At 51.7% G+C, this 7414-nt stretch carries 9 protein-coding genes and 1 riboswitch; of the genes, 1 reads left to right on the top strand and 8 read right to left on the bottom strand.

All coding sequences use genetic code 11. The features are described from left to right. Window positions 1-191: 191 nt before the first annotated feature. A riboswitch (cyclic di-GMP riboswitch) is annotated at window positions 192-276 on the bottom strand. A gap of 137 nt (window positions 277-413) precedes the next feature. Next, the gene (locus MJ257_RS05885) at window positions 414-1556 is read right to left on the bottom strand and encodes a phosphodiester glycosidase family protein (RefSeq protein WP_372489746.1); all 1143 of its coding nucleotides are present in this window, start codon (window positions 1554-1556) and stop codon (window positions 414-416) included. 123 nt (window positions 1557-1679) lie between these two features. After that, on the bottom strand, window positions 1680-2468 hold the full coding sequence (locus tag MJ257_RS05880) for a sulfite exporter TauE/SafE family protein (protein ID WP_240268359.1): 789 nt from the start codon (window positions 2466-2468) through the stop codon (window positions 1680-1682). A gap of 133 nt (window positions 2469-2601) precedes the next feature. Here MJ257_RS05880 and MJ257_RS05875 point away from each other — a divergent pair, with 133 nt between their 5' ends. Further along, window positions 2602-2772, top strand: a complete 171-nt coding sequence (locus MJ257_RS05875; protein WP_240268358.1) for a zinc finger domain-containing protein — start codon at window positions 2602-2604, stop codon at window positions 2770-2772. 41 nt (window positions 2773-2813) lie between these two features. Here MJ257_RS05875 and MJ257_RS05870 read toward each other — a convergent pair whose 3' ends face one another. The 6 genes from MJ257_RS05870 to MJ257_RS05845 all read right to left on the bottom strand — a co-directional run bounded on the left by MJ257_RS05870 (window position 2814) and on the right by MJ257_RS05845 (window position 7267). After that, window positions 2814-3230, bottom strand: a complete 417-nt coding sequence (locus tag MJ257_RS05870) for a rhodanese-like domain-containing protein (RefSeq protein ID WP_240268357.1) — start codon at window positions 3228-3230, stop codon at window positions 2814-2816. After that, on the bottom strand, window positions 3227-3538 hold the full coding sequence (locus MJ257_RS05865; protein WP_240268356.1) for a rhodanese-like domain-containing protein: 312 nt from the start codon (window positions 3536-3538) through the stop codon (window positions 3227-3229). The genes MJ257_RS05870 and MJ257_RS05865 overlap by 4 nt, the downstream gene beginning before the upstream one ends. A gap of 22 nt (window positions 3539-3560) precedes the next feature. After that, on the bottom strand, window positions 3561-3833 hold the full coding sequence (locus tag MJ257_RS05860) for a metal-sensitive transcriptional regulator (RefSeq protein ID WP_240268355.1): 273 nt from the start codon (window positions 3831-3833) through the stop codon (window positions 3561-3563). Window positions 3834-3921: 88 nt separating this feature from the next. Next, window positions 3922-4470 (bottom strand): HXXEE domain-containing protein, encoded by a 549-nt coding sequence (locus MJ257_RS05855; RefSeq protein WP_240268354.1) that lies wholly within the window; start codon window positions 4468-4470, stop codon window positions 3922-3924. Window positions 4471-4498: 28 nt separating this feature from the next. Continuing rightward, window positions 4499-5377, bottom strand: coding sequence for an alpha/beta fold hydrolase (locus MJ257_RS05850; RefSeq protein WP_240268353.1), 879 nt, complete (start codon window positions 5375-5377; stop codon window positions 4499-4501). A gap of 102 nt (window positions 5378-5479) precedes the next feature. After that, window positions 5480-7267 carry an ABC transporter substrate-binding protein gene (locus MJ257_RS05845; protein ID WP_240268352.1) on the bottom strand — a complete coding sequence of 596 codons (1788 nt, stop codon included), beginning with the start codon at window positions 7265-7267 and terminating at the stop codon, window positions 5480-5482. Between the last annotated feature and the right edge of the window lie 147 nt (window positions 7268-7414).

Genomic DNA, 7414 nt, shown 5'->3' with positions numbered 1-7414 from the left:
ACATGCTTCAAGGCCGCAAGTTGTCATTAATACCTTCAGGATGTCGATAGCCTTATCGTCATGAGCATGCTTGGGAAGATCTCGTATCGGGGAACAGACTGTTAGATCATGGTTTAATATACATTTTCTTTCATGGAATCGACAAAAAAACAGACTTCCCCTATGCCGGGTGGGTCTGTATATATAACCGTCCGGGGAGCTGGCTGACATGATCCTAGAATTTTAGTCCCTATAGCTTTGCGTCCTTGCCTTTCGGCAAGTTTGCCTTTTTCCATGAGAATATGCAATTAAGTATCCAATATCTATTTCGACAGGGTCAAATAAGAAATGAAGACTTTCATCCTGGTTTTTAATAAAAACCTAGTCTGAAAGTCCTCTTTGTAACAAAATGTACATAATCCAAATGACCTATATCACTTTTTCCCCGGATCGATATCCTGCGGGCGGAGTCCTTCCCAAATGTTCGGGATGTTTACTTTGGACGGATCATCAAAGACGAGAAAAGCCGTCGGCAAATAACGCTCTCCGTATTCGGACGAAGGCTTGTTGACGATATCGCCGCCTTCCTTCACCAATACGGTAGACGACCCGCCGTCCAGATTGGCGGCGATCACCGCGCCGTGCTCCAGCATGATCTGCTGGACATCGTACAGGCTGGCGCCGATGCTGTAGCCCGGCTGGCGTCCGTCGATGACGACGAACAGGATGGCGCCGTCTTCACGCTGCCCCATGGCCGTCCGTGGCGCGATGCCCCAGCCTTCTTTTTGACTGCGGATCTGCCCTTTGCCGTTCACGATAATTCTCGGCTGAAACGTCACCGCCTCCTGGATGCCCAGCTTGTCCAGTTCCTCGAGCGTGTATTTGCCGGCAATCATCTTGCCTTGCTTGTCCAGCCCAACGATTTGCGTCGCCGCTCCCGAGCTGATACCGTTGTAGTACAGCTTCCCTTGCGAAATGACGACCCCGATCGGCTTGAAGCCGTTGCCTTTCCAGTTCGGATCGGCAAATCCGCCGCCGTTGACGCCGGCCAGAGCTCCGGTCCGCTCCACCATGCTGGACACCTTCTCCCCTTTGCCTCGTTTCGCCGGTACGCCCAAACGGATTTTGGTCGGATCGTTGACGGTCATCACGTACCCGTGGTAGCCATTGCCCGAAACCTCTTCGATTTCGATAAGCGGCTTCTCCACCTGGGTATCTTCCTTATCTGTATTCGATAAATCGATCGTATGGGTGTCCTTCTCCGTTCCCATCTGCTCGAACCGCGCCTGATAAGCGGCTACCCGCTTGTCCAGCTCCGCTTGCCCGATGATATATTTCGCCCAATGGCGATGTTGCGTCGTAATCAGCGTGTCGGCCATCAAATATCGCATATTGTTGCCGGACGGGGTGAAGAACAGCCAGATCAAGGCTGCCGTCCCGATCAGCATCATCGTAATCAAAAACCGGGAAAACAGAAAGAAAAATCCGCGCTTCCGCCGTTTCTTGACGGACGTGCGTTTCTTGGCACCCGTTCCCCTCTTCACCGACGAGCGGCTGGGTAATGTAGGCGTTGGCATGATGATGGTCTCTCCCCTTGCTCTCTAATATAACTTGCTGTACATTTAACGTTCACTCTAGTCCGAAAGTTTCATCACCACGGAGAAGGCCCGCAATCGCACCAACGATCGCGGGCCTAATCCTCAAAGAAGCGACCACCAAATCTTCACGGCGGTGAAGGCGATGATCGCCACCAATCCGTAGCGGAGATATTTTACGCTGATTCTGGCTCCGATTCGGGCGCCTAGCGGGGCTCCGGCCAAACTGCCAAGAACGGTGTACAGCACCGGCTCCAAGGGGATCGGCATCGTTGCCACTTTACCGACCACGCCTCCGATGGCGGAGAACAAGACGATGGCGAGCGATGAGGCGATCGCGGTACGAGGCCGGATTTTCAGAATCGTCAACATCACGGGGATCAGCATAAAGGCCCCTCCGGCACCAACAACTCCGGAAACGAGACCAATCACAAACGCCGCCGCCATCGCAACCATTCGGTTGAAGGAGATCGCCTCCCCCCCGGTTTCCGGCGCCGCGCGGTTCGGGATCAGCATCAGCACGACGGCAACGGTCGCGAGAATGCCGTATACGAGGTTGATGACCTCGCCCGCCAGATAGCCGGAGACCAGCCCGCCGAGCAGGCTGCCGACCAAGGTGCTGCCCCCCATATACCAGACGAGCCCCTGATGGATGCCGCCGGTTTGCGTGGTTCTCCGACGGAAGGCCAACACACCGGACAAGGAAGCGAACAATACCTGGAACATGCTGATCGAGGAAACCTCCTGACCGCTGAAATGGGCCGCCCCCAGCGCCGCAGGAACGAACAGGAGCAGCGGATAATTGATAATCGCTCCGCCGATTCCGAATAGTCCGGAGAAAAAGGACCCCACCAGCCCCAAAACAAACATCACCGCAAACAGCAAAATATCCATGCTCCCACTCGACTCCCGTCTAATAGCCCCCGTGCCGTTCTCCCATCGTTCCTCTGTACTTCCGGGCGAGTAACCGTTATAATAAATACCAAGTAAACTTATCAGAAAAAGGTGATGATCCTTGCGAGCCGCTTTGAAGAAACTGTTCGAAAGCCGCTGCCCCAATTGCAGCCAGCCGCTGGTATCCGAACGGGACGCCGATCGTTCTTTGAAGACCTGTCCGCAATGCCGCTATAAGGAAGAAACGTATCTTTCCCTGGGCGTCACCGTCGTTTACAACGAAACCCGAAACGAATTCAAATAACACTGCATTTTCTATCGTAACACAGTTAAAACCCGCCTGCATCAGCAGGCGGGTTTCTTCTCCAAGCAAGGCTTCAACGCCGCTCTTATCCGGCATACCTCTCCGCGCAAGGCATACAATTGCCGGAAACCACGTCTTCTAAGAATCCGGGCAGCCTTTAACGCCGCATACCGGCTATCCGCCAAGATCAGGACGGGGTCAGCAGGCGAGAGCTCCTTATTCCATACGAACGGCAGCCGCCCCAACGAAATGTTGATCGTCCCGTCCAGATGGCACTCCTCATAATAAGACGCGTCCCGGATGTCCAGCTTTTTCGTCTGCGGCGGAAGGTCGTCCCCGCATATGGCTCCGGCCTCCACGAACTTCATGCCCGGGATAGGCCATACCAACCGCAGCAAATATCCGCTTACCGCGACGGCAATCCAGATCCCTCCAGCCATGGCCAGCACGGTTATCATTCCACGTCATCCTGCCAGGCCAACATCCCGCCGACCATGTTGACGACGTTATAGCCTCGTTCGCCTAGTAACTCGCACGCCAGGCTGCTACGTCCTCCACTGCGACAGACGACGATCAGCTCTTCCTTAGGATCCAACTCCACGTGCCGTTCCGGCAATTGTCCCAGCGGGATATGCCGAGCTCCCGGAATATGGCCTTCCGCCCATTCGAGCGGCTCGCGCACGTCCAACACATTGACCGGTTCGCCCCGTCTCATCCGCGCGGCCAATTCGGCCGGGGTGATTTCCTTCTCTGGCTGAAACGCCATATTCATCGTCTCCTTCCTCTTATTAACGACTCTTGACCAACAGTTCGACGGCTTCCTTCACCAGATGCCCGGTGTCGCCCCCTTTGGCCTGTTCCTCCAAAATACACTGCTGCAGGTTATCCGCAACGATTTGTGCCATCGCTTTATCTGCCGCGCTTCGCACGGCGGACAGCTGGCTCACGACTTCCTTGCAGGGCTTCCCTTCCTCCATCATGCGAAGCACGCCGCGTACCTGGCCTTCTATTCGTTTCATGCGCCGTTTTACGTCATCCGAATACATATAAGTTTCCGCCATCGCTCATTCCTCCTTCAAAGAACACGGCAGTCAAATAATACCCCCATGGGTATTATTTTAGTGAGAAAATGCGATGATGTCAATCCACTTACTGTGATGGTTTACGGAAACCGATGCGAGGTGCCATTACTTTGCCAACGATTAGTCCCCCGACTACCACAAACCAAACAAACGGCAACGCAATGATGAACCCCCATATAAAGGTCTGAAAATTCGCGACACCTGATGAATAAAAGCGGTAGATTGCATAGGATGCAACGGGTATTTCGACCACGATCGCAGTAATTACGCCGGGTGTATAGTGTTTCAAACGGATCCACATGCCAATATGCTTAAGACCATCGATCACCAAAGCTACAAGGATACCGGCGTACAATCCGCTTAATCGCCCTTGGTTATGGTATTGAACTGCGGCAGTATAAGTTACGATAAGCAGTGAAACTCCCAATAGGAATATTGCAATCGCAAACTGACCTGTGACATATTTATCCGAAGCTAGAAACCGGGTTGCCTTCACGATGCTCGGTTGGGATTGGTGACGACGCAGCCATCTGCGGACCATCAGAACTTCTTCCCCGTCATGGATGAAAAAAACGACGGGAATCAACCAGATCAGAATAGTCAGATCAACGCTCACGGTAACAGTCTCTAAGAAGGCCATCCTCTTATTCCCCCTTGTCTAGGAATCGGAGAATTTTTTGGTTTACGAGCTCGGGCTGCTCCGCCACAAAGCAATGGCTTGCCTTCGGAATCCCCTCCGCCTTCACTCCCGGCAGTAGCCGCAAAGCACGCTTAATCGCACGAGATGCGTTGTACACAACCTCCTCATCACCGACGAGGAACAAGGTTTTCGGTTTTAAAGATGACAGTTCGTGCTTTTTAAAAACATGAGGAACGACTCTCAGTTGCGGAGTACAATTCATCCACCCCTGAACCACCATCTCCTCGATCCAAGGGTGAAGCCGCGAACCTCTGGCTAAAAACCACTTCCATAGTCGCAAAATCCTCTCCCGAGTAGGCCGGAGCATTACCGGATAAACCTTCAACATGAAGACGATAGGCAATCGTATAATCGAAGCAATAGGCGCCAATAGCACAAGCTTGACCACCCTCTCAGGGCTAGTCAGAGCCAAATTCAAGCTTAGCCATCCCCCCATGGAATGGCCTACATAGATTGCCTGTTCCAATCCAAGCGAATCCATCACTTCGCTTAACCACTTGTTACAATCCTGCCTGGTCTTCAATGGTTCCTTGACGACGCTTCTTCCATAATCGCCCATTGTATCAATGCAAAACGTCCTGTACCGCTTTGAAAGGGCGGATATATTCTGCACCCACATGGTTGAATTAAATGTCATTCCGTGAAGCAAGATCATCGGCTCCCCGTTCTCGGGGCCGCTAACCAACACATGCGTTTTCCCATATGTGGTATTTACGAGCCTGCTCTCGTAGGGGACAGCCCACAACTTCAAGCTTTGTTCGTAGACTTCGCGAAACTTCCGCTCCCCTCTTGCCGATTTAAAGATGGAATACTTCTCTTGCATAGGTCATACCCCCTTTAACAATTACCGATCAGTGATAGGTGATGGTTCCATTGTAGGGAGTGAACGGATATCCAAAAAGGGTAAAGGCTCTGCTCATCATTTCTACTTTTTCGGTTTGTACCAGATAGATGAAAAGTCTACCCACCCTTTCGGGTTCACTTTGACATTTTGCAGCGTAGAGTCATATAGAGTCGTAACTGATTTGGATGTGAGAAAGACACAAGCCGATGCCCGATGTAATTCCTCTTCGGTTTCTTGAAGCCACTTTTCTTCGGCTACCACCTCTGGATCTGCAAGCATGGCGAACGTGCGGTTATCGATGTTTTCGCAAATTTCGTTACTTAACGAGCTCCGTAGAAAGCTCCCCTCCGACAGAAAATATTCAAGCAAACGCAGCGGTCCCTCGCTTAACACGGCTTCGAACAGCAGCAAATCCGCTTGAGCGATCGTTGAAGGTTCCATCATCTCGCTCCATGGCAGAATATTGACTTCAATTCGAATACCAATCGCTTCATATTGTTGTTTCAGCCAAGCGGCGGCAGTTGCATGTCGACCATAGGTCAACAACCGTAACGGTTGCCCGTCGTATCCTGAATTGCTTAATGCTAACCTCGCCTCGTTCGGTCGATATAATAAGTCCTTTGGGTCCATTTCATGCTTCAAAGAGAAGCCTTTCACAGGATAACCCCAAGGTTCGGGAAGTTCTTCTATCATCCGTATGCGATCAATGCTATGAACGATTGCTTTCCGCACCGGCCAATCCCGCAACCAACCCTCTTTCTTCATATTCAACGTCAACATCAATACACCGGTCATCGTTTCCTGCTGCGGCATCGCCGTAGACGGGACATGGAACTCCCCGGTCACCACGGACAACACCCCCGGGCTCGTTCCAAAACAAGCTTCCGCTTCGTTGGCTGGCACAATGATGATTTCGATCCGGTCCATCATCCCGCGCTGTCCGTGGTAAGAAGGGAATACCTCCAGCACGCACTTACCGGAGTGGAACTCGACGATTTGATAAGGACCTGATCCTACCGGAACGTACTTTGCTTTCAGATCGAAGGAGTTTTCCCCCAGAACAATCGAAGCTGCGGTGTGGCTCATAAACCATAGAAAACGCCGATTGGGTTTGCAAAGTGTGATCTTCACTTTATAGCGTCCATCAATGTCAATCCTTGCAATATCGTTAGCCAGCCAACGATGACTGCAGGAAGGTTCCCGTAAACGGAGTAAGGAGGACCTCACCTCCTCGGCCGTGACTTCCCGCCCATTGTGAAACCAGAACCCTTTATGTAAAAAAAACGTCCACTCTGTCCCGTCTTCATTCGTTTCCCAATGATGGGCAACACCCGGACGAATCGCACCGGTCTTGGGTTCGTATTCGACGAGCCGACTGCAGATCTGCGAGATGATGTGCGTATCGAGCGAAAACATCGCACTCGCCGGGTCCAACGTTACAATCTCCCGGTATATCGGCAACCGCAACGTCTCCATAATCCGGTCGCCGTTACGGTTTTCGGTGCTATAACCGAAATACCCCGTTAACCACTGAAGAAATTGCGTTCGCACCTCAGCTGCCCCTTCGTGTGTCTTTAACCAGTCGAACGCACCAGGGACATTCCCCTGCTTCACCAAGTCTTCTGCGGTATGAAGCAGCAATTGATCGAAAGGAAGCAACAACGTAAGTTCGGAGGTATTCCCCCTCCCCCTCCCTGAGACGAAACGAATCCATTCCAACTCTCTCATCTTAGTCACAATCAGCTTCGCGTTCCGCGGCGTACAATACCATATTTTCGCCAAGTCTCCCATCGAGACATGGAAGGATTCACCTTCAGCATACTCCGAAAACACATTCCGAAGGCTCAAATAATCCTCCGCTATTCTCATGCAATCACCCCTCTTGAATAGTTGAAGTATTGCAATGGCGTTCTGCCTTTTTTTCCATAAACGAATCTCTCCTACAATATTATCGACTTCCCGTGGATGACTTTCAATTACTTTAGCGGGATCTGAGCTTGCAACTAACCCAACAAA

It is taken from the genome of Paenibacillus timonensis, from assembly GCF_022427145.1.
GTDB lineage: Bacteria > Bacillota > Bacilli > Paenibacillales > Paenibacillaceae > Fontibacillus > Fontibacillus timonensis.
This window is presented reverse-complemented; position numbering and strand designations above follow the sequence as displayed.